This is a genomic window from Haloarcula limicola, from assembly GCF_010119205.1.
GTDB classification, from domain to species: domain Archaea; phylum Halobacteriota; class Halobacteria; order Halobacteriales; family Haloarculaceae; genus Haloarcula; species Haloarcula limicola.
The window spans coordinates 332344-355699 of record NZ_WRXM01000003.1 but is presented as its reverse complement, the minus strand read 5'-3'; the positions used below and the strand labels follow the sequence as shown (position 1 = coordinate 355699).

21 protein-coding genes are annotated in these 23356 nt (G+C 66.2%); 11 read left to right on the top strand and 10 right to left on the bottom strand.

Going from position 1 to position 23356, the window contains the following annotated elements; translation table 11 throughout:
- Window positions 1-32: 32 nt before the first annotated feature.
- The 3 genes from GO488_RS16665 to GO488_RS16655 are packed head-to-tail and all read right to left on the bottom strand — an operon-like array spanning window position 33 to window position 3981.
- A complete protein-coding gene (locus GO488_RS16665) occupies window positions 33-1085 on the bottom strand; it encodes an ABC transporter ATP-binding protein (protein WP_162318972.1) in 1053 nt (350 codons plus the stop codon).
- Window positions 1082-2866 (bottom strand): ABC transporter permease, encoded by a 1785-nt coding sequence (locus GO488_RS16660; RefSeq protein ID WP_162318971.1) that lies wholly within the window; start codon window positions 2864-2866, stop codon window positions 1082-1084. Before GO488_RS16660 ends, GO488_RS16665 begins: the two co-directional genes overlap by 4 nt.
- Window positions 2867-2868: 2 nt before the next feature.
- Window positions 2869-3981, bottom strand: a complete 1113-nt coding sequence (locus GO488_RS16655; RefSeq protein WP_162318970.1) for a thiamine ABC transporter substrate-binding protein — start codon at window positions 3979-3981, stop codon at window positions 2869-2871.
- A 168-nt stretch (window positions 3982-4149) separates the two neighbouring features.
- Here GO488_RS16655 and GO488_RS16650 point away from each other — a divergent pair, with 168 nt between their 5' ends.
- Complete coding sequence (locus GO488_RS16650; protein WP_162318969.1) at window positions 4150-4995, top strand: ParA family protein; 846 nt, start codon at window positions 4150-4152, stop codon at window positions 4993-4995.
- Window positions 4992-5465 (top strand): DUF7970 domain-containing protein, encoded by a 474-nt coding sequence (locus GO488_RS19975; protein WP_241692959.1) that lies wholly within the window; start codon window positions 4992-4994, stop codon window positions 5463-5465. The genes GO488_RS16650 and GO488_RS19975 overlap by 4 nt, the downstream gene beginning before the upstream one ends.
- Before the next feature lie 33 nt (window positions 5466-5498).
- On the opposite strand, the gene GO488_RS16640 is transcribed toward GO488_RS19975, so the two are convergent.
- The 4 genes from GO488_RS16640 to yicI all read right to left on the bottom strand — a co-directional run bounded on the left by GO488_RS16640 (window position 5499) and on the right by yicI (window position 10891).
- Window positions 5499-5828: a hypothetical protein gene (locus GO488_RS16640; protein ID WP_162318968.1), complete on the bottom strand. Its 330-nt coding sequence runs from the start codon at window positions 5826-5828 to the stop codon at window positions 5499-5501.
- Window positions 5829-6495: 667 nt separating this feature from the next.
- Window positions 6496-7275 carry an IclR family transcriptional regulator gene (locus tag GO488_RS16635; protein ID WP_162318967.1) on the bottom strand — a complete coding sequence of 260 codons (780 nt, stop codon included), beginning with the start codon at window positions 7273-7275 and terminating at the stop codon, window positions 6496-6498.
- A gap of 54 nt (window positions 7276-7329) precedes the next feature.
- Entirely contained in the window at window positions 7330-8457 is a 1128-nt protein-coding gene (locus GO488_RS16630) for an ABC transporter ATP-binding protein (protein ID WP_162318966.1), read from the bottom strand.
- A 91-nt stretch (window positions 8458-8548) separates the two neighbouring features.
- The gene (yicI, locus tag GO488_RS16625; protein WP_162318965.1) at window positions 8549-10891 is read right to left on the bottom strand and encodes an alpha-xylosidase; all 2343 of its coding nucleotides are present in this window, start codon (window positions 10889-10891) and stop codon (window positions 8549-8551) included.
- Between the two features lie 151 nt (window positions 10892-11042).
- Here yicI and GO488_RS16620 point away from each other — a divergent pair, with 151 nt between their 5' ends.
- Together GO488_RS16620 and GO488_RS16615 are read left to right on the top strand one after the other, a co-directional pair.
- A complete protein-coding gene (locus tag GO488_RS16620; protein WP_162318964.1) occupies window positions 11043-12308 on the top strand; it encodes a mandelate racemase/muconate lactonizing enzyme family protein in 1266 nt (421 codons plus the stop codon).
- A 24-nt stretch (window positions 12309-12332) separates the two neighbouring features.
- A complete protein-coding gene (locus GO488_RS16615) occupies window positions 12333-13298 on the top strand; it encodes a C-terminal binding protein (RefSeq protein WP_162318963.1) in 966 nt (321 codons plus the stop codon).
- A gap of 165 nt (window positions 13299-13463) precedes the next feature.
- Here the strand turns inward: GO488_RS16615 and GO488_RS16610 are convergent, their stop codons facing one another.
- Window positions 13464-14330 carry a carbohydrate ABC transporter permease gene (locus tag GO488_RS16610; RefSeq protein ID WP_162318962.1) on the bottom strand — a complete coding sequence of 289 codons (867 nt, stop codon included), beginning with the start codon at window positions 14328-14330 and terminating at the stop codon, window positions 13464-13466.
- A 1-nt stretch (window position 14331) separates the two neighbouring features.
- Window positions 14332-15327, bottom strand: coding sequence for a carbohydrate ABC transporter permease (locus tag GO488_RS16605; protein WP_162318961.1), 996 nt, complete (start codon window positions 15325-15327; stop codon window positions 14332-14334).
- Between the two features lie 114 nt (window positions 15328-15441).
- On the opposite strand from GO488_RS16605, the gene GO488_RS16600 reads away from it, so the two are divergent.
- The 6 genes from GO488_RS16600 (at window position 15442) to GO488_RS16575 (ending at window position 20555) form a co-directional block, all read left to right on the top strand.
- On the top strand, window positions 15442-15579 hold the full coding sequence (locus GO488_RS16600; protein WP_162318960.1) for a hypothetical protein: 138 nt from the start codon (window positions 15442-15444) through the stop codon (window positions 15577-15579).
- Window positions 15579-16562, top strand: coding sequence for a YeiH family protein (locus tag GO488_RS16595; protein WP_162318959.1), 984 nt, complete (start codon window positions 15579-15581; stop codon window positions 16560-16562). Before GO488_RS16600 ends, GO488_RS16595 begins: the two co-directional genes overlap by 1 nt.
- A 49-nt stretch (window positions 16563-16611) precedes the next feature.
- Window positions 16612-16935: a UxaA family hydrolase gene (locus GO488_RS16590; protein ID WP_162318958.1), complete on the top strand. Its 324-nt coding sequence runs from the start codon at window positions 16612-16614 to the stop codon at window positions 16933-16935.
- Window positions 16936-16940: 5 nt separating this feature from the next.
- A complete protein-coding gene (locus GO488_RS16585) occupies window positions 16941-18107 on the top strand; it encodes a UxaA family hydrolase (RefSeq protein ID WP_162318957.1) in 1167 nt (388 codons plus the stop codon).
- Window position 18108: 1 nt separating this feature from the next.
- Window positions 18109-19113 carry an Ldh family oxidoreductase gene (locus GO488_RS16580; protein ID WP_162318956.1) on the top strand — a complete coding sequence of 335 codons (1005 nt, stop codon included), beginning with the start codon at window positions 18109-18111 and terminating at the stop codon, window positions 19111-19113.
- A 77-nt stretch (window positions 19114-19190) separates the two neighbouring features.
- Window positions 19191-20555, top strand: coding sequence for an ABC transporter substrate-binding protein (locus GO488_RS16575; RefSeq protein WP_162318955.1), 1365 nt, complete (start codon window positions 19191-19193; stop codon window positions 20553-20555).
- A gap of 220 nt (window positions 20556-20775) precedes the next feature.
- On the opposite strand, the gene GO488_RS16570 is transcribed toward GO488_RS16575, so the two are convergent.
- Window positions 20776-21681: a dihydrodipicolinate synthase family protein gene (locus GO488_RS16570; RefSeq protein WP_277814718.1), complete on the bottom strand. Its 906-nt coding sequence runs from the start codon at window positions 21679-21681 to the stop codon at window positions 20776-20778.
- A gap of 149 nt (window positions 21682-21830) precedes the next feature.
- Between GO488_RS16570 and GO488_RS16565 the strand changes: the two genes are divergently transcribed.
- Entirely contained in the window at window positions 21831-23315 is a 1485-nt protein-coding gene (locus tag GO488_RS16565) for an aldehyde dehydrogenase family protein (RefSeq protein ID WP_162318953.1), read from the top strand.
- Window positions 23316-23356: the final 41 nt, after the last annotated feature.

The window sequence follows — 23356 nt, the reverse complement described above, 5'->3', positions numbered from 1 at the left end:
CTCCGGCGGGCGCGGCTAAAACCTCCCCGATATCAGAGGACGTTCGCGTCCGCGCTGTCGAACCGGAGCGTCACGTCGCCCGCCGGCGGCTCGGGCGACCCGGTCTTGACGACGACCGTTCGGCCGTTCCACAGGCAGTGGACTCGGTAGGCGTCGCCGAGGAACTCGGTCGTCTGGACCGCCGCGTCGAGCGCGGTCTCGCCCCCGGTCGCGCCATCGATGCCTTCGAGTGAAATAGACTCGGGCCGGACCGAGAGCGCCACTGATTCCCCGTCTCGCACGTCGGTCCAGTCCGGCAGCGGCAGGGTCGCGCCCCCGACATTGAGTCGCGACCCACCCCCCGTGACCTCACCGTTAAACACGTTGTTGTCGCCGACGAATCCGGCCACGAACGGGGACGCGGGGTCGCGATACACCGTCTCCGGGGTCGCCACCTGTTCGACGGTCCCGTCCTGTACGACCGCGATGCGGTCGCTGATCGCCAACGCCTCGGCCTGGTCGTGCGTGACGTACACCGTCGTGATGTTCAGTTCCCGCTGAAGGTTCTTTATCTGCACCCGGAGCCGTTCGCGCAACTGAGCGTCCAGCGCCGACAGCGGTTCGTCGAGGAGGAGCACGTCGGGTTCAGGGGCGAGCGCTCTGGCGAGCGCGACCCGCTGTCGCTGCCCCCCGGAGAGCTGCGTCGGGTCGCGGTCGCCGAACGACGCCAGATCGACCAGCTTGAGCAGCTCCAAGACGCGTTCGTCCTCGGTGCGCCCGTCGTCGAGGTCGTGGAACTGCAGGCCGTAGGCGACGTTCTCGCGCACGCTCATGTGCGGAAAGAGCGCGTAGTTCTGAAACACCATGCCGACGTTGCGCTCCTCCGTCGGGAGGTCGGTCACGTCGCGGCCGTCGATGGCGACGCGGCCGAACGACGGCGTCTCCAGTCCGGCGATCGAGCGGAGCATCGTCGTCTTCCCGCAGCCCGAGGGGCCGACGAGCGTGAAGAATTCGCCCTCCTCGATCGACAGCGAGACGTCTTCGAGCGCGGTCACGCCGTCGTACGCGACCGCGAGGCCGTCCACTTCGACGCCGGCGGTTCTCATCGTTCCCACCGTCCGCCGACGCGGTCGATGACCACGAAGCTGACGGTCGTCACCGCCAGCAGCACCGTCCCCATCGCCGTCGCCGGGCCGAGGTTGGGTCCCAGCGACCGGTTGCCGATGTAGCGTTCGAGCGCGACCGGCATCGTCGCGCTGTCGAGGCCCTCCGCGAGCAGGACCGTCGAGTCGAACTCGCCGACGCTGATGGCGAAGGCGAAGGCGGCACCGGCGACGAGCGCCGGCGCGACCAGCGGCAACTCGATGTCGGTGAGCACGGCGGTCCGGTCGGCTCCGAGCGCTCGCGCGGCCTCGCCGAGGCGGTCGTCGACGCCCGAGAGCGCCGGGGTGACGTTCCGCGAGACGAACGGATAGCCGGCGACGGCGTGTGCGGCGACGATGGCGACCGGGCCCGTGAGCGTGATGCGATGACCGAAGACGGTCGTCCCGAAGACGAGCGTCCGTAGCATCCCCAGTCCGAGGACGATGCCGCTGACCGCCAGCGGTGCGGTCAACAGCGCCTCGGCGAGCCGCGAGCCGCGCCCGTCGCGCGTGGCGACGACGGAGACGACGACGCCCATCGGCAGCGCCAGCAGTAACGCCCCCGCACCGAACAGCAACGAGTTGACGATGGCCGGTAAGGGTCGAGTCGTCCCCGCCGCCGCGGAGGACTGCTGGGACAGTAAGAACGCGTAGTACTCGAGGGTCAGTCGGCCCGACGGCGTCGTCACGCTCTCGATGACGAGACTCGCCAGGGGACCGACGAACAGCACCAGTACGACGGCACCGTACGCCAGCAGTCCCAGCCGTCTGGGGTCGATGAGCGACCGCCACCCGTCGACGAGCGGCGTCCGCGCCAGGCCGCGGCCCTCGCCGCGGGCGCTGATCTGCATGGCCTCGAAGCGCAGATAGACGTAGACGAGCCCGAGCGAGAGCGCGGTCTCCAGCGCGCCGAGCGTCGCCGCCTCGGTCAGCGCGAGGTCCTGGACGCGGGCGTACAGCCAGACCTCGACCGTCGCGAGCTGGAGGCCGCCGAGCGCGAGCACGAGCGGGAACGACATGAACGTGAAGACGAACGTGAGCACCGACGCGGTCAGCAGCGCCGGGAGAATCTGTGGGAGCGTCACGTCGCGGAACGCTCGGTAGGGCGTGGCCCCGAGCGTTCGCGCCGTCTCGACGCGGTTCGCGTCCACTGACTCCCAAGCTGTCGTCACCAGCCGCGTGACGAGCGGGGCGTTGTAGAAGGCGTGCGCGAGGACGATGAGTTCGAGCGTGAACGTCAACTCGACCGGACCGAGTCCGACGACACCGAGCAAGTCGTTGAGCAGGCCGCTCCGGCCGAACATCGCCAGAAATCCGACCGCAACCATGATCGAGGGGAGGACGAACGGGAGGATCGTCACCGAGCGGACGAACCGCCGTCCCGGGAACTCGAAGCGGGCGAGCAGGTACGCGCCGGGCAACCCGACGGCGACGCTCGCGAGCGTCGAGAGGAGCGCCTGATACGCCGTGAAACCGAACAGCCCTAGGCGAACCGACGGCATCCCGGACTCGGCCCAGCGCGCGAGACCGCGCGGAACCGTCGCCGGCGCTGTCACGAGCGAGTGGAACGCGCCCGTGTAGAAGGGGTCGGCGAGCACCGAGACGAGCGGGGACAGCGTGAGACGACCGCCGACGGAGACGGCGCTGGCGAGGACGCTCCCGACGGGGTAGTAGAACACCGCGACGAGCGTCAGCAGCGTCGCAGCCACGCCGATCAGCAGCGCTCGGTCGCCCCCGACCCGCATCGTCAGTTACTCGCGATCTGGCGCGCCCACTCCTCTATCCATCCGCCGACGTTACCCGAGAGCTCCTCGTAGCTGAACGTCACGGCCTCCGGCGGTTCGAGCGCGTACTTCCCGAACGTGCCGCCGGGTTCGACGCCTTCGACGGCCGGGAACTGGACGTTTCGCACCGCGATCTCGGCCTGGGCCTCCTCGCTGAGGACGAACGACATGAACTCGCGCGCCAGCTCGGGGTTCTCGGCGTCGGCGAACTGCGCCATCCCCTCGGGATTCGCGTACCCCTGGTCGTTGAGAAAGCCGATCTGATGGCGGGACATGTCCACGTCCTCGCCGTGGTAGTAGACCTGGTCGGTGGAGTAGGAGACGACCATGGGTGCCTCCTCGTTCATGTATGCCTGATAGGCGGGCTCCCAATCCGAGAGGATCTGGACGCCGTTGTCGACCAACCGCTGCCAGTAGTCGAGATACCCGTCTGTCCCCTGCTGTTTGATGCTCCACAGCAGGAACGCGCGTCCGGGGTCGGACTGCTGGGCGTTCTGGACGATGAGGCCGTCCTCGTAGGCCGGTTCCAGCAGCGAGTCGAACGTCTGCGGTTCGTCGACCGCTCCCTCGTCGTACACGAGGCTGATGTAGCCCGTATCGTAGGGAATCACTCGGCCGTTCGGGTCGAACCGGAGCGACGACTTCACCGAGTCGGCGCCCTCGATCCGCTCGCTCGTCGCCGCGAACAGCCGGTCGTCTAACTGCTGGTCGACGCGCACCAGTTCGCCGGTGTTCAGCCCGACGAAGAGGTCGGCGTCGATCGGTGCGCCCTGGGACTTCCGCTGGATGTACTGGTTGACGCCGCTATCCGGCGTCCGGAATTCGACGGTGACGTCCGACCGCTCGGACTCGAACGCCGATTTGAGCCAGTTCCCGGCCGTGTCCTCCCCGGTGAACGAGGAGTACGTGGCGACCGTGAGCGTCCCGCCGCTCGATCCGGCGGTCCCCGTCTTCCCGCCCGAGTCAGTCGTCTCTGTCCCGCCGTCCGGATCCGATGAATCGCCCATACAGCCCGCCAACGCCGCCAGTCCCGTGACACCGACGCCGGCGCGCGAGAGGAACGCTCGTCGTTTCATATGCCGGTGGTTACACCGAGTAATACTTGAACGACTCGCTCTCGATAGCCACTCTTAGAACTGCTGACAATCCGACCATGAGCCGACCGGCGGCGAAAAAGAATAGCTATACTGGTTAGCTATACCGTCTGACTAACTTTTATGTCCGTATGCGGCAACTGAGCGGATATGTTGACATACACGGTGTACAGCGAGGCGGGCGGGGTCGGGAAGACCACTCTGGCGGTGAACCTCGCCGTCGCGGACGCTCGCGCGGGCCGGGACGTCCTCGCGATCGACATGGACCCACAGGAGGGGAGTCTCTCGTATCTCCTCGACGTGGGTGACAGACGCACCGACTCCGATGCGGACAGCCTCGTCCGACACCTCGTCGAGCGACCGCGGGGCCCGTTCGAAGACCTGATCGAGACCTCCGAGGGCGTCGACGTCGTCCCGGCGCACAACTCGCTCGAAGTCCTCTCGAAGCACCTGCGCCGCCGCGAGGAGGAGGCCGCCGATTTCGGGGAGAACTGGAACCCGAACGTCCAGTTGCTCCGCGTGCTGAAGGAGGCCGACGTGCCCGCCGAGTACGACACCGTCATCGTCGACCCGCCGGCGACCGCCGACGTGAAACTGTACAACGCGATCCACGCCACGCGGAACCTCGTCATCCCGTTCGAACCCAGCGGGAAGGGCCAGCAGTCGGTCACCGGCCTCACCGACCTCGTGGACGGGCTCGAAGAGACGCTCGATATCAACGTCGGCGTCCTCGCCGCGGTGCCCAACCGATACAAGGGAACCAACGACCAGGAGGAGATGCTCGAGCAACTCGAAGCGATGGACTACGACGTGCCGGTCGTCTTCCGCGAGCGGACGTCGCTCTTGGAGGGCTGCTGGCGACAGCAGTGTTCGGCGTTCGCCTACGTCGAGGACCACCGCAGCCGGGAGCGGGACTACGAACTGGAGACGCTCGAACGGTTCGAGACGCTCGCTCGCCGGCTTCGAGAGACGCGCGAACAGGAGGTGACGGCATGAAAGCCGGCTCCGGTGACGACCCGTTCGCGGAGATCGAGGAGCGAGAGGAGACGGCGGAAACCGAGGACGTGGCCGACGAAGCGGCGGCGGCGACGGCCGAGACGACCGGGCAACGGACCGGGACATTGGGAGGGGAGGGTGACGACCAGCCCGACGCGAACGGCGGCGACAACGGCGACGATGCCGACGACGCCGATGACACCGGCGGGGGCGGTACGACCGCCGAGTCCGCGCCGTCGATTCCCTACAAGTTCCGGCGCTCCTCCGTGAAGGAGGGACGGACACAGCGACCGATATTCGTCCGCCCGCACGTCGAGGAGCGCGAGAGCGACTTCCTCCGCGAGCTCGAAGACGATTTGGGTGAAGATGTCTACAAGACCGACGCGCTGGAAGCGGCGCTGGTCGTCGCCATGAACAACCCCGACCTCGTCGCCGACGAACTCCGCGAGTGGGGCTACGACTGGGACTGACCGCGAGAGCGGCCGCTTCTCTACCGTTCTCGCCTATTCGCCGAGACGCGGGCCGGGTTTCCAGGTGTTGCCCTCGAGGACGACGAGGTCGTACCGTTCGAGCACCTGGCACGTCTCGACGACCGCCTCGGCGTCGAAATCGGCGGTCATCTCCGGCGGCAGCTGGTCCGCGATGGCGCTTCGCGTTCCGCCGCCCATCCGCTCGACGGTCTCTAAGAGCAACTGAACGTCGCCCAGCAGCGGACCGACCGCGTCTCGCTCCGTACTGCTGGATTTTAGCTTCGAGATCACGTCGTCGTAGGAACCCGTTATTTCCATCGATACCGAGACGCCGTCCGCGTTTTCGTCTTCGTCGTGTGCCATATAGACGAGATGGGCACACATCGGCTTAATAGTTTCTATATATCTGTGATATACGACCACTCACGGGCATCGATAGAGTTCACTCTCTCGATTTCACAGGTGAATGTTCGAATCGATTTTCCGATACGGCTCACCGATTGCCAGCGGCGACAGCGCGTGATTCGATTCCCGTGCTCGGCCGAACGACGGTCACGCGATCCGGTCGCCGGTCGTCGGTCGCTGACCGCCGACTCGTCTCACCGCGCTACCGCATACGCGGTCACTGCTGATGTCTGTAATAACTCTTGTACCCTTGTTATTCCTGTCTCCCGGACTGGCCGAGTGAGTCACAGTCGACATCCTCCGGAACTCGACCCCGTACTGGCGTTTGCGAGATGTAAATCGGAACGTCGAGACGTCACCCGGATTCGGGAACTTTCCGGTTTCCACGGCCGCGCGGACGGATCATCGACGGAAAAGCGCGGTCGATGCGGCGTCGATGCACGAACGAGGCGGCGTATTCGGGCTCTTGGGTGGCTATGGTCGAGAGTTTACCGCTCGTAAACGATTCCGCTGGCGAAACTGTCGCTCCGTGAGACCGAATCCCGACCGAAGCGCCGGAGAGGGGGGACACGAGGGGCGAATCGAGCAGCGGCGGGAGATCGACGCGTTTGGCCTTCGTTAACGGTCAGACTTGCGTGGCGTTGACTTCGATGACGTTGGCGGCGCCCTGGACGATTTCGGGCAGTTCCTCGCGGAACCGCTCGCCCTTGAACCGGTTGGTCGGTCCGGAGATGCTGATCGCCCCGTGGAGATTCCCCTTCGGATGTTCGATGGGGGCGGCGATACAGCGCAGTCCCTGGAGGATCTCCTCGTCGTCGAAGGCGACGCCGCGGTCGCGGATCTCCTCCAGGTTCTCGAAGAGTTCCTGGCGGGTCGTGACAGTCCTCTCCGTCCGCGCGGGGAGCCCGTGGCGTTCGATGACCTCGTCCACTTCCGACTCGGGCAGCTGCGAGAGGATCGCCTTTCCGAGTGCGGTGCAGTGGAGGTCCTTCCGGTTCCCGGTGTAGGAGGCGGTCTGAATCGCGTTCTCGCCGCTTGCCTTGTGGAGGTAGACGCCGCGGCCGTGCTCTTTGACCATGAACTGTGCGACTTCACCGGTCTCTTCGGCGAGCCGGTCCACCTCCTTGACGGCGATATCGTGGATGTCGACCTGACTCTTGGCGTACTCGCCGATATCGACGAAGCGCAGGCTGATCTCGTAGGTATCCCCGCGCTTGACGACGAACTCGTTGTCCGCCAGCGTCGCCAGGTGACCGTGAATCGTCGCCTTCGACCAGTCGAGTTCGTCCGCCAGTTCCGAGATGCCGGCACCGTCGAGGTCCCGGAGCGCTTCGAGAATCTCACAGGACGTATCGACCGCCTGTATCCGCCGTCCGGCGTCGTCCGCTGCCGTTGGTTCGGGCATACCCGGGGCTAGGGACAGCGGTCACTTAATTGTTTGCGAGAGGTAAACGACGTTTCAGACCCGCGGCGTGTCGACGGTCTCGCCCAGATTGCTGTTCTTGACGGCCTCGCCGGTCCGCCCGTCGAAGACGTGGATCTTCTCCTCCGGGAAGACGACGTGGACCGTCTCGTCCGCCTGGATCCGTCGCTCGCCGTCGATACTCGCGGTGTAGGTCTCCCCGCCGATCTGGAAGTAGGCGTAGGTGACCTCGCCCATCGGTTCGACGACCTCGATGGTGGTCTCGACGGCGTTCTGATCGCCGCTCTCGGCCAGCCGGATGTGCTCCGGGCGGATACCGAGGGTGAGGTCGTCGCTGGCGTCCGCGATGGCGTCGCGAGTCGTATCGGAGATGTGGTAGGTAAACTCCTCGTGAGCGAGCGTCTCTCCGTCGCGGTGGACCGAGAGGAAGTTCATCGACGGCGACCCGATGAACCCGGCGACGAAGCGGTTCTTGGGCTGGTGGTAACAGACCAGCGGCTCGCCGACCTGCTGAAGCTCACCCTCGTTGAGGACGGCGATGCGGTCGCCCATCGTCATCGCCTCGGTCTGGTCGTGGGTGACGTAGATGGTCGTGATGTCCATGTCGCTCTGGAGCTGCTGGATCTCCGTTCGCATCGTCGTCCGGAGCTTCGCGTCCAGGTTCGACAGCGGCTCGTCCATCAGGAACACCTCGGGCTCGCGGATGATGGCCCGACCCAGCGCGACGCGCTGTTGCTGACCGCCCGAGAGGTCCGACGGTTCCTTCTCGAGTAGGTCGCCGATCTCCAGCAGCTCGGCGGTCCGTTCGACGCGGTCGTTGATATCGCCTTTCGAGAGGTCCGTCGTGATCTTCAGCCCGTAGCCGATGTTCTGGCGCACCGTCATGTGCGGGTAGAGCGCGTAGTTCTGGAACACCATCGCCATGTCGCGCTCCTTGGGCTTCTTGTAGGTGATGTCCCGGTCGTCGAGCGTTATCTGTCCCGACGTCGCGTGTTCGAGCCCGGCGATACAGCGCAGCGTCGTGGACTTCCCACACCCCGACGGCCCGACGAGGACGAGGAAGTCCCCGTCCTCGACGGTGAGGTTCAGGTCGTTGACCGCGACGATCTCGTTGTCTCCGGAGTCGAACACCTTGGTCAGGTCGTTCAGTTGTAGGCGTCCCATTGTGTCACCATGTATCCGTGTCCCATGCTTTACGACGTCGGTTAATAAATCCACCTCTCCCGCCGAGAGCCGTGAGCGAGTGTTCCGCGCCTCAGACGACGAGGAGCAGTCCGTCCTCGGTCGCGGTCCACTCGCCCGACGCCGGGTCCTCGCTCACTTCGGTCGCCGCCTCGCCGTCGACGACGACTGACTCGGGCGTCGTATCGCGGACGGTGACGCGGACCGTCTCCGCGCTCACCGCGCCGACTTCGACCGAGAGCGTGTCGTCTTCGGCCGTCACACCGAACTCGCGGAGCTCGTCCGCGTCCGCGTCGTAGAACCGGCCCGACGCCTCGCCGTCGTCGAGCGTCGCGTCGAGTTCGAGTTCTTCGGGCGTCCCGTCCTGTACCGACTGAGTCGGCTCGCGCTGGGGGACGACGCTCCCGGTCCGGACGAACAGGGGCATCTCGCGGAGGTCCACGTCCATCTCGACGGTTCGGCCGCCATCGTAGCGCTCGCCGGTCCAGTGGTCGCGCCACTCCCCCTCCGGGAGATACACCGAGCGCGTCCCGCTCTCGGTGAAAACCGGCGCGACCAGCAGGTCCTCGCCGAGCAGGTACTGGGTGTCCATGCGGTGAACCGTCGGGTCGTCCTGATATTCGAGGACGAGCGGGCGGACGACGGGCAGGCCCGTGCGCGCCGCCACCTCGGCGTAGGTGTAGACGTACGGGAGCAGGCGGTAGCGGAGGTCCGCGTACTCGCGGAAGACGTCCACGGCGTCCTCGCCGAACTCCCAGGGCTCGCGGGGCGTCGTGCCGTGACAGCGCGCGTTCGAGGAGAGCAGACCGAACTGCGCCCAGCGGACGTACAGCGGGTCCGAGGGCGTCCCGCGGAAGCCGCCGATGTCGTGGCTCCAATAGGCGATACCGGACAACGACGCCGAGAGGCCGCCGCGCAGCGCCGCGCTCATCCCGTTCCAACTGGTCTGGGGGTCCCCGCCCCAGTGCATCGGGAACTGCTGGCTGCCGGTCCACGCCGACCGACCCCAGACGACCGCTTCCTCGTCGCCGTTGACCTCGCCGACCGTCTCGTAGACGGCCTCGTTGTAGAGGTACGGGTAGAGGTTGTGCATCGACTTCCCGCTCTTCCCGTTGGCGAAGACGGCGTCCTCGGGGACGTACTCGCCGTAATCGGTCTTGAAGACGGCGACGCCCTGCTCTAAGAGGCGGCGGTGTTTGTCCTTCCACCACTCGACGGCGTCGGGGTCGGTGAAATCGACCAGCGCGCCGCGGTAGTCGCCCTGACAGGTGTGGTCCATCACGTAGGGTTTCCCGGTGCCGTCCGTGACGAAGTAGCCGTTCTCCGCGCCCTCGGCGAAGGCGTCGGTGCCGACGGGGACGTGGGGGTGTTCCCACAGCGAGAGGCGGAAGTCGTCCTCGCGCAGTTCGGCGATCATCCCCTCGGGGTCGGGGAACTGCTCGGTGTCCCACTCCATGTCGCAGGAGGAACGGTCGCGCATCCAGAACGGGTCCAGATGGAGCACGTCGCTCGGCAGTTCCTCCTCGCGGAGACGCTCGGCGACCTCCTCTAACTCCGCGCGGGACTCGTAGCCCAGCCGGGACATCCACGTCCCGAAGCTCCACTTGGGCGGCCGGTCGGGTCGGCCCGTGACGGCGGTGTACCGCTGGAGAATGTCCGTAAAGTCCGGCCCGTAGAAGAAGAGGAAGGCGAACGAGTCGTCGTCGACGGCCATCGTCCCCGACGCCGTCGACTGTTTCCCGAAGTCGTAGTGGACGCGGTTCGTCGTATCGAGCAGGAGACCGTATCCCCGCGTCGAGAGGTGAAAGGGGATGTTCTTGTACGCTCGTTCGGTCTCGGTGCCGAGCGGTTCCTCGTGCCAGAGGTCCAGTTCCCGGCCGCGGCGGTCGAACTCCACGAACTGCTCGCCCGCGCCGTAGATCTTCTCGTCGGGCGAGAGGCGGAACGACGTGCCCGTCTCGGTCACCTTTCGGGGGTTGTGATTGATCTCCTCCTGCGTGAACCCCAGCGCGTCGACCCGCTGACGGCCGAACACGTCGGGGTCGGCCCGCTGTTCCTCGAACACCGTCTCGCCGGTATCGGCGTCGGTCACCGAGAACGCCCACTCCGCCAAGCCGACCTCGACAGTTAGCTCGCCGGTCTCGACGGTCAGCGCGCCGTCGTCCTCGCGCGCGTCGAGCGAGACGGCGCTGGACACGGCGTCGGTGTCCAGTTTCGGGTACTCGCTCTCGACGGCGACTTCGGGGTTGGCCTGCAGTTCGAAGCGGAAGGTCCGCTCGTCGTAGAACGTCAGCGTCACGGGCACTGTCCGGGGCGTGACCGTCTCCGGGGCGTCGATGGCACAGTCGAAGCGGACCGCGTCGTCCTCGACTGCGTACTCCTCGACGGCGGCGACGGTGATGCGTTCGCTCGTCATCCTACCTTCCACCGGGGCGCTCTCGCTAATAAATCTACTCCGTCCTCCCGGAATTACGCCTTCGCTGAGACCGCCGGCCGCTCGCCGAATTGCACCCGTGCGCGAGTGACCACCACAATCTTTAACGTCGGCTTCCGCGACAGGGCAGACGATGACGCAAGACGACCAACCGGACTATCGCATTCCGCAGGGCGGCGGCGTGCCGTGGCGGGACATGGGCATGGAGGAGACTCACCGACCGGCCGAACGGGACGTGGAGATAACCGGCATCGAGACGATGGCCATCGCGGGCAACTTCACCTGGGGAATCGTCAAGGTCGAGACCGACGCGGGCGTCTACGGGCTCGGCGAGACGTTCCGCGCGGAAGCGGCGCTGGACATGGCGGGGCGGATGGACGTAGACTTGGAGGGCGAGAACCCGCTCGATACGAGCCGTATCCGCGAACTCCTCGAACAGCGCTACACCGGTACCGGCCGCATCGGACAGGCCGCCTTCACCGCCATCGAGACGGCGTGTTTCGACATCAAGGGAAAACTGTTCGACGTCCCGGTCTACGAACTGCTCGGCGGGAAGTACCGCGACGAGATCAAGATCTACTGCGACACCCACGGCGGCGAATCGCTGGGCGAGGCTAGCCAGCACGACCCACAGGACGTCTACACGCCCGAATCGTACGCCCGCGCGGCCCGCGAAGTCGTCGACGAGGGGTTCGAGGCGCTGAAGTTCGACCTCGACGTGCCGACCCACGCCGAGTACGACGAGGCCAACCGGCGGATGGACAACGAGGCGCTCGAACACAAGGTCAGCCTCGTCGAAGCGGTCCGGGACGAGATCGGCTACGACGTCGACCTCGGGATGGACCTCCACTGGAACTTCACGACGGAGACGGCCATCCGGCTCGGGAAGAAGCTCGAACGCTTCGACCTCGCGTGGCTCGAAGACCCGGTCCCACCGGAGAAGACCGAGTCCCAGAAGCGAGTCACCGAGGCGCTCGACATGCCGGTCCTGACCGGCGAGAATCTCGTGACGACGAGCCAGTTCAACGACGCCGCCCGCGAGGGGATGCTGGACATCGCCGCGCCCGACGTGAACAAGTGCGGCGGCCTCGGTGAGTACGTCGACATCGCCACCGTCTGTGACCTCTACGGCGTCCCCATCGCCTCGCACAACATCTCCTCGCCGCTGGGCACCGTCGCGGGCGCGCACGTCTCGGCGGCCATCCCGAACTTCCTCTGCATGGAGTGGCACTCCCGCGACGTGCCGTGGTGGAACGACATGGTCGACCGCGTCGCGGGCTCCGGTCCGATTCTCGACGACGGCTACATCGACCTCCCCGAAGGCCCGGGCCTCGGCGTCGAGTTGGACCGCGATCTCTGTGCGGAGTACCTCGTGGACGGCTACGACCTGATTATTTAACCCCGGAGCGTCCACTCTTCCCCTATGTCACGACACACCGTCGTCGTCACGGACCACGACTTCGAGGACCTATCCATCGAACGCGAGGGCCTCTCCGACATCGCCGACGTAATCGAACTCACCGGCGACGTAGGCGAGGACGCCGCCGACGCCCACGAGACCCTCGCCGACGCGGACGCGGTGATCAACCTCCGGTACGACTTAGACGAAGCGGCCATCGGCGCCTTAGAGGACTGTCGGGTCATCTCTCGGTACGGCATCGGCGTCGACAACATCGCCGTCGACGCGGCCAGCGACCGCGGGATTCCGGTCACGAACGTCCCCGACTACTGCCTAGAGGAGGTATCGGTCCACGCGCTGACCCTGTACCTCGCGCTCGCCCGCGGTCTCAAGTCCTACGACGCCTCCGTCGCCGACGGCGAGTGGGACCGCTCGGTCGCCGCGCCCATCCACCGCCTCTCGACCCGGACGGTCGGCGTCGTCGGCTACGGCGCGATCGGCCGCGCCGTCGGCGAACGCGCCGACGCGCTCGGAGCAGATGTGGTCGCCAGCGACCCGTTCCTCTCCGCGGAAGACGTAGCGGACGACCCCGCCGACCTCGTCGAGTTCGAGGAGGTACTGGAGCGGGCCGACTTCGTCACCGTCCACTCCCCGCTGACGCCCGACACGCGCGAGCTGTTCGACGCCGACGCGTTCGCCCGCATGCGCGAGGACGCCTACTTCGTCAACGTCGCCCGCGGCCCGATCGTCGACACGGACGCGCTCTACGACGCGCTCGAAGCCGGTGAGATCGCCGGTGCCGGCCTCGACGTATTCCCCGACGAACCGCCGGCCGAGGACGACCCGCTCCGGGACCACCCGAAGGCGCTCACGACGCCCCACGTCGCGTGGTACAGCGAGGAGGCCAACGACCAGCGCCGCCGCACCGTCACCGACATCGTCCGCTCCGCGCTCGTAGGCGAGGAACCGTACAACGTCGTCAACGAGTAGAAGGGCCGGCGCTGCCGTTTTACCGTTTCTCACGGCTGGACCGACGGCGAGCGCGCTGAAGGCCGACCCAGCGGGACCTCCGGCCCTATCGATTCTCGGAACTGACTCCGGACGACCGGCACACGAGAGAAGAACAGACGGAAAAAAGCGATCGAAGCCGCTGGCTCAGGCCTTGCCCGTGGCGGTCAGTCCCTCGACGACCTTCCGCTGGAAGAACAGCATGAACAGGATGAGCGGGATGACGGACATGAACACCGCCGCGGAGATGGTGCCCCACGGGTACTGGAACTCGCCCTGGTAGAGGGCGATCCCGACCGTGATGGTCCGCATCGAGTCCTCGGTCATGAACGTCAGCGCGAAGAGGAACTCGTTCCACGCGTAGATGAAGACGATGATGGCGGCCGTCGCCATCGCCGGCGCGGAGACGGGGAGGATGATGCGGAAGAGGACGCCGACCCGCGAGAGGCCGTCCATCAGGCCCGCCTCCTCCAGCGAGTCGGGGAGCTCCTTGAAGTACGCCTGGAAGATCCAGACCGCGAACGGCAACTGGAAGGCGGCGTAGGGGATGATGAGGCCGAGGTAGCTGTTCAGCAGCCCCCACGAGCGGGCCAGCGAGAACAGCGGGATGAGCCGCGCGATGAAGGGCAGCATCGCCGTCCCGAGGATGAGCAACAGGACGGGAAGCTTGAATCGGAAGCGGAGCCGCGAGAGCGCGTAGCCGGCCAGCGACCCGAGGAACACGTCCAAGATGGCCGTGCCGCTGGCGACGACGAAGCTGTTGAACAGGTATCTCAGGAACGGGGCCTGTTCGAGGGCCGCGCGGTAGTTCTCCAGGGTCGGATCCTGGGGGACGTACTGGACCGGGAACTGGACGACGTTGCCCGGCTGTTTCAGCGACGTGATGAGCATCCAGAGGATGGGGAACACCGACACCAGCGCGATGATGAGGATGCTCCCGTAGAAGCCGACCTTCTTGCCGACCCACTGGAACGTCTCGAGTTCGAAGCCGCGGTCGCGGTCGCTCGTCGCCATCTCAGCGCACCTCCGGTTCGTACAGCGTGCCGACGTAGAGCATGGCGATGGCGAGCGCGATGAGCGTGATCACCGTCGCGGCGGCCGACCCCTCGCCGAAGTTGAGGCGGTTGAACGTCAGCTGGTGGTCGAACAGGACGAGCGTCGTCGTCGCGCTCGCGGGACCGCCCCCGGTCAGGCCGTAGGGCAGGCCGAACGCCTGGAACGCCGGGAGCGTCCGGAAGATGAGCGCGACGAGCAGCGTGGGCTTCAGCAGCGGCAACGTGACGTCCTTGAACTGCCGGAGTCGGGAGGCCCCGTCCATCCGAGCGGCCTCGTAGAGGTGGTCGGGGATCGACTGGAGCCCGGCCAGAAGGATGAGCGCCATGAACGAACTGGTCTTCCAGATGGTGATAAAGAGCATCGCGCCCAGCGCCGCGTCCGGCTTCGCCAGGAACGGGAACGGATTGGCGATGATGCCGGCACGGACCAGCAGGTCGTTGACGACGCCGTACTGGCCGTTGAACATCCACGCCCAGATGCGGGCGTTGATGACCGTCGGGATGGCCCACGGGAACAGGATGGCGGCCTGCGCGAAGTACTTCCCTCTGAACTCGCGGTTGAGCAGGAGCGCCAGCCCCAGCCCCAAGACGAGTTCGACGGGGACGCTGACCACGGTGTAGATGAGCGACACCCGAAGCGCGTTCCAGAAGCCGCCGCCGTTCAGGAACTGATCCAGCAGCGGACCGCTCCCGTACAGGCTCCGATAGTTCTCGAGACCGACGAACTCGCGCGGCTCGATCTCCAGGACGTAGCCGGTGTGGAGGCTCGCCATCACGGTGTCGAAGATGGGGTAAAACGACACCGCGAGCAGGAACGACACGACGGGGGTCAACAGGATGACCGCCAGTTCCTCCTCGGTGAATCTGAGGTCGCGGTACCGCTCGAATCTGTTTTGCCGCCCGGCTGCCGGGTCTTGCGCGGCTGCGCCGGACGCAGTTTCGGCTGTGTCTGCCATTCGTATACATGGCACTCTCGGCGTCGATTATTAAACCTGTGGGACCCGCGCGCGACGCGAGCGGCGGCACGGACGGCGTACTTTTATGTAGGTGCCCCGCACCCGTTCTCGTACATGGACGTCATCGGTTCGAGCAGCAGTGCCCGGAGCCTCGTCGCTCGCTGCCGTCGACGGGTCGCCGCGGCGGACCGCGGCTGGAAGGCAACCGCGCTCGGCGTCGCCATCGTCGCCGCGACCACGCTGGTCCTCTGATGCGGCCGGGCGTCCGGCCGCTACCGGGGCTCGTCGTACTGGTAGCGATGGCTGTCGTCGCTCGCGCGATCGGCGACGCGACCCCGCTGAGCCCGCTCGTCGCGGCTATCGGGAGCGGCGCGGCCGTCGCGGCGACCGTCGGCGCGCCCGAGTGGGCCGAACCGGGTCTCGACCGACACAAGCTCCTCTTAGAGACCGGAATCGTCCTGCTGGGCGCGCAACTCACTCTGGGCCAACTGGCGAGTACGGGGCCGCTCGTCGTCGGACTGGCGGCCGGGGTCGTCGTCGTCGGCGTGGCGTTCACCGAGGCCGTCGGTCGCCGGGCGGGCATCGAGAGCCGAACCCGTTCGCTGTTGGCCGCGGGAGCGAGCGTCTGCGGCGTCTCGGCGGTACTGGCCGTCGCGGGGAGCATCGACAGCGACGAGGCCGACATCAGCTACGCCGCGGGGACGGTGCTGTTGTTCGACGCTGTCACACTCGTCGTCTTCCCGGTTCTCGGGTCGATGCTCGGCCTCCCCGACCGCGCGTTCGGTATCTGGGCCGGTCTGAGCCTGTTCTCGACCGGCCCCACGGCCGCTGTTGGCTTCGCCGTCTCCGAGACCGCGGGACAGTGGGCGACCGTAACGAAACTGGTTCGGAACACGTTCATCGGCCTCCTCGCCGTCGCGTACGCGCTGCGCTACGCGGGCGGAAGCGAGAACGAGAAGGCGGACGCCACCGAGATCTGGTACCGCTTTCCGAAGTTCCTCGTCGGCTTCCTCGCCGTCGCCGCCATCGTCAACGCCGGCCTCGTCGGGAGCGAGACGCAAGCGGCCGTCGGCACCGTTAGCGACTGGCTGTTCACGCTGGCGTTCGTCGGCCTCGGCTTCGAGTTGAACCCGCGGCGGCTCCGAGCGACCGGACTCCGGCCCATCGCCGTCGTCCTCGCGCACTTCCTGACGGTGAGCCTGCTCGCGCTCGCCGCGGTGACGCTCCTGCTGTAGGGGTGACATGAGAAAACGTTATATGGTGGCGTGCACCTCATCGGAGTGTATGCCCGACAGGTATCTACAGGTAGTCGAACCAACGGACAACGTCGCGACGGCGCTGCGCGAGCTCGAAGCCGGTGAGACCGTTTCGGTCGGCGTCGGCGACGAGGAGCGGACCGTCGAGATCGCCGAGGACGTCGTCTTCGGCCACAAGATCGCCATTGAGGACATCGCGTCCGGCGAGACGATCACGAAGTACGGCAAGAGCATCGGCAACGCGACAGAGGACATCCCCGCGGGCACGTGGGTCCACGTCCACAACGTCGAGTCGAACTACGGTCGCGGCGACCTCGCCGACGACGACCAGGCGAAAGTCATCAGTGAGTAACAGCAATGAGTGAATTCCTCGGATACGAACGCGACGACGGCAGCGTCGGCATTCGCAACCACACGGTCATCGTCTCGACGGCACCCTACGCCAACGATACGGTCAAGCGGGCAGCGGACATCGTCGAGGACGCGATTCCGATCACGCATCCGCTCGGGCGCTGTCAGACCAAGCCCGACGTCTTCCAGACCTATCGCACCCTGCTGGGGTACGCAACGCATCCGAATACCTACGGCGCGGTGGTCGTCGCCCACGCCGGCGAGATTGTCGACGGCGACGAACTCGCAGAAGACATCGCCGAGACCGGCCGTCCCAGCGACTCGGTCAACATCCACCGAGAGAAAGGTGTCATGAACGCCCTCAAGCGGACGGTCAACTCCGCTCAGGAGATCGCCCAAGACGCCAGCGCCCAGCGCCGCGTCCCCTCGGATATGTCGAACCTCACTTTCGGTATCAACTGCGCCACCTCCGATACGACGAGCGGTCTCTGTCAGCACAAGGCGACAGCAGGTGCGGTCTGGCGGCTCATCGACGACTACGGCGGCCGCGGTTGCTTCGCGGAGACGCCCGAATTCTTCGGCGGCGAGAACGAACTCGCAGAGCGCGCGGTCAACGACGAGGTCAAAGAAGAGATTCTCGAACGCGTCGGGCACTGGGACGAACGGCTTCAGGCTACGGGTTACGACGTGCGTGGCGCACAGCCCACGCCGGACAACATGGACGGCGGGCTGACCACCATCGAGGAGAAATCGCTGGGTGCGCTCGTCAAGTCCGGCGACGGCCCCATCCAAGATATCATCGACTACGGCGCGAAGATTCCCCGCGATTCGGGGATGTACATCATGGATACGCCCGGCCACGGTGCCGAATCCGTAACAGGGATCGGCGCGGGCGGCGCGCACTTCATGGTCATCTCGACGGGACAGGGCCACACGCTCTCGAACGCGGTGATGCCCACGATCAAGATTACCGGGAACCCGGGCAGCGCCGAGCGCGTCCCCGAGGAGACCGACGTCGACGTCAGCGAGGCGCTGGTCGGCGACGAGTCCTTCGAGTGGGCGACCGACCAGCTCTGGGACGAGATCGAGGAGGTCGTCAACGGCAAGGTCACGCTGAGCGAGGCCCTGGGCGAGAGCCAGTTCGCCATCCACCGCATCGGCCCCTCGACGTAAGATGGAACTCGATCGGTCACGTGCGGTGTCGGTCGCCGCCGAGGCGTTCCACGCACACGGTATCAGCGACGCCGACGCCGAGCAAACGGCCGAGGTGCTGGTGAGCGCGGACGCTCGCGGGAAACATTCCCACGGCCTCCTGCGACTGCCGCGGTTCGTCCACGGCATCGAACACGGCAACGTCGATCCCGCGGGCGAGATCGAAGTCGTCGCCGAGCGCGGCGGCGCGGCGACGCTCAGCGGCGGGTCCCGTCTGGGCCCGGTCGTGGCGTCGGCGGCAACGGGTGAGGTGATGGACCGCGCCGACGAGTTCGGCGTCGGTGCGGTGGGCGTCAACGACTCGAACCACCTCGGGATGCTGGGGTACTACACGGACCAACTCCAGCGCGAGGGCTACGTCGGCATCGCGATGACGAACACGGAGCCGGCGATGCCGCCCTACGGCGGCGTTGAACCCGTATTGGGAACGAACCCGATCGCCATCGGGCTGCCGACCGACCCCGTGTTCAACCTCGACATGTCGACCTCGGCCATCGCCCGCGGGACCGTCCTCGAGAAGCGTGAGGCGGGCGAATCGATTCCCGAGGGGGTCGCGTTGGACGCCGAAGGCGAACCGACGACGGACCCCGAAGCGGCCCTTGAGGGCACCATCTTGCCGTTCGGCGGGTCGAAAGGCTCGGGGTTGGCGATCGCCGTCGAAGTGCTGGCCGGCGGGCTGGTCGGCGCGGCGATGGGCGAGGACGTGACCGGCACGTACCACACGGAAAATCCCTGTACGAAGGGCGACCTCTTCCTCGCTATCGACCCCGAGGCGCTCGGGGCGTCCGACTTCGCAGAGCGCGCGAGCGCGTTCCTGCGAGAGCTAACTTCGGGGCCGGCGGCGGCCCACGTCGAGGAGATTCGACTACCGGGACAGCGTTCAGTTGAGCGAGATCGCAGCGCGACGACGGTCGAAATCGAAGACGGCCTCTGGGACGAGGTGCGGGCGCTCGCCGCCGACGACTGAGCGAAACGCCGCTTTCGTCAAACAGTCATTTGATATACAATAACAATTAATAGGAGGGGTACTGAACGTGTGTGTGTATGTCAGACGAGGTTTCGAGCGAACGCAGACGTAGATTTATCAAAACGATGGCCGGCGGGAGCGTCGCGCTCCTCGCCGGGTGTGGCGGCGACGGTGGCGACGGCGGTGACGGCGGCGATGGCGGAACGAGCGGTGGCGACGGCGGCGGAACGAGCAGCGGTGACGGTGGCGACGGCGGCAGCGGCGGCGGGTCCCTGACGTACGTCTACCCCGGTTACTTCAGTAACGACGCGAAGAGCCTGGTACCGATGTTCGAGGAGTCGGCGGGCAACATCACCGTCGAGTCCCAGCAGACGCCGTCGAACGCCTCGTCGACGCGGGAGTACTACGTCAACCAGTTCGTCTCCGGATCGTCGTCGTTCGACGTGGGGAACATGGACGTCATCTGGCCCGCCGAGTTCGCCCAGAACGGGTGGGCCGCCGAGATGAGCGACCCGCAGGGCCACACCGAGAACATGCTCCGGACGCCGCTCGACTCGGTGACGGTCGACGGGACGATGTACGGTATGCCGGTCCACACGGACGCGAACGCCCTGTACTACCGGTCGGACCTGCTGGAGGAGTACGGTTACAGCGAACCGCCGAAGACGTACATGGAGCTCGTCAACATGGCTCAGGACATCAAGAGCCAGTCCGACAAACAGCTCAACGGCTACATCTGGCAGGGCGGGGCGAACGAGGGACTCACCATCATGTGGCTCAACTGGCTCTGGGGCATGGGCGGAAGCGTCCGACAGGACGGCAACCTCGTCGTCAACACCGACAAGGGCGTCTCGGCGCTCCAGCACGCCGTCGACCTCATCCACGAGTACAACGTCACGCCCGAGTCGATCCCGGCCTCGTCGACGGACCAGAACCGGCAGACCTTCCAGCAGGGCAACACCATCTTCATGCGCAACTGGCCCTACGCCGTCTCGCTGATGAACGAGGACGGCTCGGCGGTCAAGGACAAGTTCGACGTGGCTCCGATGCCCAAACAGGAGGGCAACCCCAACGCGGAGAACTCCTGTCTCGGCGGATGGAACCTCTTCATCAACGCCAACGCCGAGAACCCCGACGCGGCCCAGAAGTTCGCGAGCTTCATGGCGTCGAAGGAAGCACAGGAGACGATGGCGCTCGAACACAGCCGGCTGCCGGTTCGCAAGGAACTGTACAGCGACGAGTACTACGAGCAGGCTCCCCAGTTGGAGACGTTCGCGACGATCGTCGACCAGACGAGCGCTCGGCCCGCGACGGCGAACTACTCGACGTTCTCCGAGATCGTCTACACGAACTGCAACGCGGCGCTCGTCAAGGAGAAATCGCCCCAGCAGGCCCTCGACGACGCCCAACAGGAGATAGACAGCGAAGTCAACAACGCCTGAGCTCGACGCCGGCGCCGCGACGACGATTTTCGGTCGGGTCGCACCACTCCCGTGCCGTTTTCTCCGCTCCCGATAGCGGCCGGCACATCTCCCTCAACCGGCGATCGCGATTCGACTACTGGGAAGCGCGTCAGTAAAACGAGGGTTCGTCAGTCACGTGAGAGGACCGGTACCGCCGATGAAGCGTCGCTACCGAGAAGCCGCTATCGTCGCGTAAGCGCTACTGCTCGACGGTCCGCTCTTCGCGCTCTGCGACCCGTCGATAACTCGCCGAGAGCGCCGTCCGCTCGTCGTCAGTCAGTTGCGGGAGCGGGGGAAGCGGTTCGCCGATATCTAACCCGTCCAGTCGGACGAGGTATTTCAGGGCCGCGGCCGTCGGGAGGTCGCTGGTCGCGTTCACGATCGGCATGACGACCTCCCGCATGAGGCGGCGAGCGGTCGTGAGGTCGCCCCGGTCGTGGGCGTCGTAGAGTTCGGCCGTCGGCTCGGGGAAGACGTTCGCGGGACCGGCGATGAGGCCGTCCGCGCCCACGTCCAGCGAGGCCGTCGCCAGTTCCGTCGCGCCCTGAAAGACCGCGAAGTCGTCGGGCGTGGCTTCGATGGCTCGGTGGTGATACGTGAGATTGCCGGAGGTGTCTTTCAAGCCGACGATGGTCTCGTGGTCCGCGAGCGACGCGACGAGGTCCACGCTCAGTTCGTTACCCGTCAGCTGGGGGATGTTGTACAGCAGGAGCGGAAGCGGGGAGTCGTCGGCGATAGAGCGGAAGAACCGTTCCAGTCCGGTCTGGGTCGTCCCGAGGTAGTACGGCGAGACGACGACGCCCGCGTCGGCGCCGGCCGCGTCCGCGGCCTCGATATTGTCCAGAATCTCGTCGACGCTCGTGTCGCAACAACCGGCGAGGACCGTCGCGTCACCGTCGGCCGCTTCGACGACCGTCTCGACGATCCGTCGGTTCTGTGCCGTCGTGAAGCTGGGAAACTCGCCGATGGAACTGCCCGGAAAGAGACCGTGCGCGCCGGCGTCGACCAATCTCCGCGTAAACTGGCCGAGAGCTTCGAAGTTCACTGCTCGCTGGTTTCCATGGGTAGGCGTAGCCATGGGAACGACTGTTCCCGAGAGGTGCATGGCTATGCGATGGAGGAGCACTCAGTTATAATTTGGGATGGCTCCACACACCCTCCGTCCCGGAACTCGTCTCGAAACCGAGCGGCGGGGTCCCGCGCACGCCCGTATCTGCGCAACACTTATGACTCCGATAACCGAGAGTCACCCATATGAGTCAGCAAGTAGCGACACGACTCGACAAGCAGATGCTCATCGGCGGCGAGTGGGTCGACGCCGACGAACGCACGGACGTCATTCACCCCTACGACGGCGAAGTCGTGGGTTCGATTCCCAAAGCCAGTGAACGGCAAGTCATCGAGGCTATCGACGCCGCCGAGGCGGCGTTCGAAGCCGCCGAGCTATCGGCCTACCAGCGCTACGAACTCCTCTCGGAGACCGCGCGCCAGCTCGAGGACCGCGCCGACGAGGTCGCTCGTATCCTCACCAGCGAGCAGGGTAAGCCGCTTTCCGAAGCGAAAGGCGAGGTCGATCGGGGAATTCAGACGCTTGACCTCTCCGCCGAGCAGGCAAAGCGCATGTTCGGCGAGTACGTCCCGATGGACGCCCAGAAGGGATTCGCCAAGGACCACTGTTTCACTCAGCGCGAACCGCTCGGGGTCGTCGCGGCCATCACGCCGTTCAACTTCCCGCTGAACCTGATGGCGCACAAGGTCGGACCCGCCATCGCCGCGGGCAACGCCGTCGTCGGCAAGCCGGCCTCGAACACGCCGCTGACCTCTATCGCGCTGTTCGAGTGTCTGAACGACGCCGCCGAGGAGATCGACGCGGACGTCCCCGACGGCCTGTTCAACCTCGTCACCGGGAGCGGCTCGACAGTCGGCGATACGATCCTCGAACACGACGCCGTCGAAGCCATCTCCTTCACCGGTTCGACCGGCGTCGGAAAGCACCTCGCGGACAACAGCGGCATGAAGGAGATGACGCTGGAACTGGGGGGGAACGACCCGACCATCGTTTGGGAGGACACGGACATCGAGCAGGCCGCAGAGCAGGTGGTCGGCGGCGCGTGTTCGAACGCCGGGCAGGTCTGTAACAGCGTCGAGCGCGTGCTGGTCCACGAGAACGTCGAGGACGAACTCGTCGACGCGCTGGTCGACGCCGCCGAGGATCTGACCGTGGGCGACCCCTTCGAGGACGACACGGATGTCGCGTCGATGGTCGACGACGACCAGTTCGAGACGGTCGTCGACATCTTCGAGGACACGGTCGACGCCGGCGCGACCGTCGAGTCCGGCGGGAATTACGGCGGCGACCTCGGTGACCGGGTCTTCGAACCGACCGTGCTCTCGGGCGTCACGCCGGAGATGCGCGCCGCGAAGGAGGAGACGTTCGGCCCCCTCGTCCCGGTCATCACCGTCTCGGACTTCGACGACGCCATCGAGGAGGCGAACAACACTGAATACGGGCTGGAGGCGGGCCTGTTCACGCAGGACATCGACCGGGCGAAGCGCGCGGCCGACGAGATCGAGGCCGGCGGGGTCAACATCAACACGGTCAGCGGCTTCCGGGCGGATCACATGCCCTACGGCGGGTTCAAGGACTCGGGCGTCGGCAAAGAGGGAATCAAGTACGCCGTCGAGCACTTCTCGCGCGCGAAACTCGTCGGCTTCCACGACGGCTTCACCGACGCCTGAACGGCGGCTGTCGGCCGGTGTCTGTCGTCTCTCCGCCTCTC

Bases quoted from the DNA above. Each gene is read 5' to 3' on its own strand.
- GO488_RS16620 (WP_162318964.1), top strand. From the start codon at position 11,043: ATGACGCAAGACGACCAACCGGACTATCGCATTCCGCAGGGCGGCGGC.
- GO488_RS16640 (WP_162318968.1), bottom strand. From the start codon at position 5,828: ATGGCACACGACGAAGACGAAAACGCGGACGGCGTCTCGGTATCGATG.
- GO488_RS16580 (WP_162318956.1), top strand. From the start codon at position 18,109: ATGGAACTCGATCGGTCACGTGCGGTGTCGGTCGCCGCCGAGGCGTTC.
- GO488_RS16650 (WP_162318969.1), top strand. From the start codon at position 4,150: ATGTTGACATACACGGTGTACAGCGAGGCGGGCGGGGTCGGGAAGACC.
- yicI (WP_162318965.1), bottom strand. From the start codon at position 10,891: ATGACGAGCGAACGCATCACCGTCGCCGCCGTCGAGGAGTACGCAGTC.
- GO488_RS16655 (WP_162318970.1), bottom strand. From the start codon at position 3,981: ATGAAACGACGAGCGTTCCTCTCGCGCGCCGGCGTCGGTGTCACGGGA.
- GO488_RS16565 (WP_162318953.1), top strand. From the start codon at position 21,831: ATGAGTCAGCAAGTAGCGACACGACTCGACAAGCAGATGCTCATCGGC.
- GO488_RS16575 (WP_162318955.1), top strand. From the start codon at position 19,191: ATGTCAGACGAGGTTTCGAGCGAACGCAGACGTAGATTTATCAAAACG.
- GO488_RS16665 (WP_162318972.1), bottom strand. From the start codon at position 1,085: ATGAGAACCGCCGGCGTCGAAGTGGACGGCCTCGCGGTCGCGTACGAC.
- GO488_RS16610 (WP_162318962.1), bottom strand. From the start codon at position 14,330: ATGGCGACGAGCGACCGCGACCGCGGCTTCGAACTCGAGACGTTCCAG.
- GO488_RS19975 (WP_241692959.1), top strand. From the start codon at position 4,992: ATGAAAGCCGGCTCCGGTGACGACCCGTTCGCGGAGATCGAGGAGCGA.
- GO488_RS16660 (WP_162318971.1), bottom strand. From the start codon at position 2,866: ATGCGGGTCGGGGGCGACCGAGCGCTGCTGATCGGCGTGGCTGCGACG.
- GO488_RS16635 (WP_162318967.1), bottom strand. From the start codon at position 7,275: ATGCCCGAACCAACGGCAGCGGACGACGCCGGACGGCGGATACAGGCG.
- GO488_RS16570 (WP_277814718.1), bottom strand. From the start codon at position 21,681: ATGCACCTCTCGGGAACAGTCGTTCCCATGGCTACGCCTACCCATGGA.
- GO488_RS16605 (WP_162318961.1), bottom strand. From the start codon at position 15,327: ATGGCAGACACAGCCGAAACTGCGTCCGGCGCAGCCGCGCAAGACCCG.
- GO488_RS16630 (WP_162318966.1), bottom strand. From the start codon at position 8,457: ATGGGACGCCTACAACTGAACGACCTGACCAAGGTGTTCGACTCCGGA.
- GO488_RS16590 (WP_162318958.1), top strand. From the start codon at position 16,612: ATGCCCGACAGGTATCTACAGGTAGTCGAACCAACGGACAACGTCGCG.
- GO488_RS16595 (WP_162318959.1), top strand. From the start codon at position 15,579: ATGCGGCCGGGCGTCCGGCCGCTACCGGGGCTCGTCGTACTGGTAGCG.
- GO488_RS16615 (WP_162318963.1), top strand. From the start codon at position 12,333: ATGTCACGACACACCGTCGTCGTCACGGACCACGACTTCGAGGACCTA.
- GO488_RS16585 (WP_162318957.1), top strand. From the start codon at position 16,941: ATGAGTGAATTCCTCGGATACGAACGCGACGACGGCAGCGTCGGCATT.
- GO488_RS16600 (WP_162318960.1), top strand. From the start codon at position 15,442: ATGGACGTCATCGGTTCGAGCAGCAGTGCCCGGAGCCTCGTCGCTCGC.